At 66.7% G+C, this 3,455-nt stretch carries 3 protein-coding genes; all 3 read left to right on the top strand.

The genetic code is table 11. The annotated features are described in order from the left end of the window. On the top strand, positions 1-156 hold a 156-nt coding region (locus DIE06_RS37415), incomplete at its 5' end, for an acyl-CoA dehydrogenase family protein (RefSeq protein ID WP_260433904.1). A gap of 255 nt (positions 157-411) precedes the next feature. Next, positions 412-2,118 (top strand): AMP-binding protein, encoded by a 1,707-nt coding sequence (locus DIE06_RS37420; protein WP_124665708.1) that lies wholly within the window; start codon positions 412-414, stop codon positions 2,116-2,118. Positions 2,119-2,227: 109 nt separating this feature from the next. Next, a partial coding sequence (locus tag DIE06_RS37425; RefSeq protein WP_148094378.1) for a CoA-acylating methylmalonate-semialdehyde dehydrogenase occupies positions 2,228-3,455 on the top strand: 1,228 nt, incomplete at its 3' end.

Below are 3,455 nucleotides of genomic sequence, written 5' to 3' on the forward strand. Positions count from 1 at the left end.
GCCGAGCGCGTGTGTTCGGATGCGATCCAGATCCACGGCGGCTACGGCTACCTCGCCGATTACGAAGTCGAGCGTCACTATCGCGATGCACGCATCACGCAGATTTACGAGGGCACCAGCGAAGTGCAGCGGATGGTGATCGCGCGACAGCTTTGAGTCGCTGCGCGCTCCATTTCGCTCCATTTGAAACCACGCAAATAAATCAATAAGCCGGCAAACAAGGAAGGCACGAGGGTATCGCGGCAAACGCGGCACGCAACGACGTGACCGTGCGCCGCGCAACACGGAACCGGGCATGCGCTGCAGCACATGCGCCGGTTGACCGCTGGGCATGGAGACTGGAGACATACCAGGGCATGGGGCCAGCATAAGTGCTAAAGCACTAACGCTGGGCCGACAGGAGACGACACGATGACGGTACAGGCATTCCTGGACGCACGCGACTTTCTGCTGCGCCATCGCACCGACTACGAAACCGCTTACCGCGATTTCGAATGGCCGGTGCTCGATGCGTTCAACTGGGCGCTCGACTACTTCGACCCGATGGCGCGCGGCAACGACAAGCCCGCGCTGTGGATCGTCGACGCGGCGACCGGCACGGGCGACCCGTATTCGTTCGCGCAGATGTCCGAGCGCTCGTCGCGAATCGCGAACTGGCTGCGCGGCATCGGCGTCGTGCGCGGCGACCGGATCCTGCTGATGCTGCCGAACCGTGTCGAGCTGTGGGACGCGATGCTCGCCGCGATGAAGCTCGGCGCGATCGTGCTGCCCGCGACCACGCAGCTGTCGGCCGACGACGTGCGCGATCGCGTGCAGATCGGCGGCGCGACCTACGCGATCGTCGACGAGAACGAAACCGCCAAGTTCGAACAGGCCGACCTCGGCCTCAAGCAGAAAATCGTCGCCGGCGCGCCGCGCGACGGCTGGCTCGCGATGAACGACGGCTACGCGGCGAGTGCCGTGTTCGAGCCCGACGCCGTCACGCAGTCGAACGAATCGATGCTGCTGTACTTCACGTCGGGCACGACGTCGAAGCCGAAGCTCGTCGAGCATACGCACCGCACCTATCCGGTCGGGCACCTGTCGACGATGTACTGGGTCGGCCTGCAGCCGGGTGACATCCACTGGAACATCAGTTCGCCGGGCTGGGCGAAGCATGCGTGGAGCTGCTTCTTCGCGCCGTGGAATGCACAGGCGTGCGTGTTCGTATTCAACTACACGCGCTTCGAGCCGAAGGCGGTGCTCGATGCGCTCGTCAAATACCAGGTCACCACGCTGTGCGCGCCGCCGACCGTGTGGCGCATGCTCGTGCAGCAGCCGCTCGCGTCGTTCGACGTGAAGCTGCGCGAGATCGTCGGCGCGGGCGAGCCGCTGAATCCCGAGATCATCGAGCGCGTGAAGAAGGCGTGGGGCATCACGATTCGCGACGGCTACGGCCAGACCGAGACGACCTGCCTGATCGGCAACACGCCGGGCCAGCCGGTCGTCGCGGGCTCGATGGGGCGGCCGCTGCCCGGCTACCGGATCGCGCTGCTCGACCCGGACGGCGCGCCGGTCGGCGAAGGCGAGGTCGCGCTGCCGATCGGCGCCGGCGTGACGCGCCCGGTCGGGCTGATGAACGGCTATGCGAACAATCCCGACGCGACGGCCCACGCGATGCGCGACGGCCATTACCGCACGTCGGACATCGCGATGCGCGGCGACGATGGCTACTACGTGTACATCGGCCGCGCGGACGACGTGTTCAAGTCGTCCGACTACCGGCTGAGCCCGTTCGAACTGGAAAGCGTGCTGATCGAGCATCCGGCGATCGCGGAAGCGGCCGTCGTGCCGAGCCCGGACCCGGTGCGGCTGTCGGTGCCGAAGACCTTCATCACGCTGCGCCAGGGCTACGAGGAAAGCCCCGCGCTCGCGCTGGAGATCTTCCGCTTCTCGCGCGAGAAGCTCGCGCCGTACAAGCGCATTCGTCGCCTGCAGTTCGCGGAGTTGCCGAAGACCATCTCGGGGAAGATCCGCCGCGTCGAGTTGCGCCGCCGCGAGATCGAGCGCGGCGACGATGCGAGCACGCGGATGCCCGGCGAATACTGGGAGGAAGACTTCGCCGCCGAACTGAAATGACCGGCCGCGGGCCGCGCGCGCCGCATGCCGCGGCCGCCGCCCGCCAAACCGATTGAACCGGCCGTGCGTTGCATGACGCTACGCGGCCCACTGCAAGGAGAGTACATCGATGAACGCGAATCCGACGCCCCAGACGGGGCAAGACGTGCCGACGGTCAAGCTGCTGATCGACGGTGCCTTCGTCGAGTCCACCACGAGCGAGTGGCGCGACATCGTCAACCCGGCGACGCAGCAGGTCCTCGCGCGCGTGCCGTTCGCGACCGTCGCGGAAGTCGACGCGGCCGTGCAGGCCGCGCACGCCGCGTATGCGACGTGGAAGAACACGCCGATCTCCGCGCGCATGCGCATCATGCTGAAGTTCCAGGATCTCGTGCGTGCGAACCAGCAGCGCATCGCGAAGACGCTGACGGCCGAGCAGGGCAAGACGCTGCCCGACGCCGAAGGCGACATCTTCCGTGGCCTCGAAGTGGTCGAGCATGCGTGCTCGATCGGTTCGCTGCAACTCGGCGAGTTCGCGGAGAACGTCGCGGGCGGCGTCGATACCTACACGCTGCGCCAGCCGCTCGGCGTGTGCGCGGGCATCACGCCGTTCAACTTTCCCGCGATGATCCCGCTGTGGATGTTCCCGATGGCGATCGTGTGCGGCAACACGTTCGTGCTGAAGCCGTCCGAGCAGGACCCGATGTCGACGATGCAGCTCGTCGAACTGGCCATCGAAGCCGGCGTGCCGAAGGGCGTGCTGAACGTCGTGCACGGCGGCAAGGAAGTCGTCGACGCGATCTGCACGCATCCGCTCGTGAAGGCGATCTCGTTCGTCGGATCGACGGCCGTCGGCACGCACGTGTACAACCTCGGCAGCCAGCACGGCAAGCGCGTGCAGGCGATGATGGGCGCGAAGAACCACGCGATCCTGCTGCCCGACGCGAACCGCGAGCAGGCGATCAACGCACTGGTCGGTGCCGGTTTCGGCGCGGCCGGCCAGCGCTGCATGGCGACCTCCGTCGCGGTGCTCGTCGGCAGCGCGCGCGACTGGCTGCCGGACATCGTCGCGAAGGCGAAGGCGCTGAAGGTCAACGCGGGCTCGGAAGCGGGCACCGACGTCGGGCCGGTCGTGTCGCGCGGTGCGAAGGCGCGCATCCTGTCGCTGATCGACGCCGGCACCAAGGAAGGCGCGAAGCTCGAGCTCGACGGCCGTGACGTGAAGGTCGCCGGTTTCGAGGAAGGCAACTTCATCGGGCCGACGATCTTCTCGGGCGTGAAGCCCGACATGACGGTCTATACGCATGAAATCTTCGGGCCGGTGCTGGTCGTGATGGAAGTCGACACGCTCGACGAAG

The sequence above is a fragment of the Burkholderia sp. Bp8998 genome (assembly GCF_003854235.1).
Classification (GTDB): domain Bacteria; phylum Pseudomonadota; class Gammaproteobacteria; order Burkholderiales; family Burkholderiaceae; genus Burkholderia.

Bases quoted from the DNA above. Each gene is read 5' to 3' on its own strand.
- DIE06_RS37420 (WP_124665708.1), top strand. From the start codon at position 412: ATGACGGTACAGGCATTCCTGGACGCACGCGACTTTCTGCTGCGCCAT.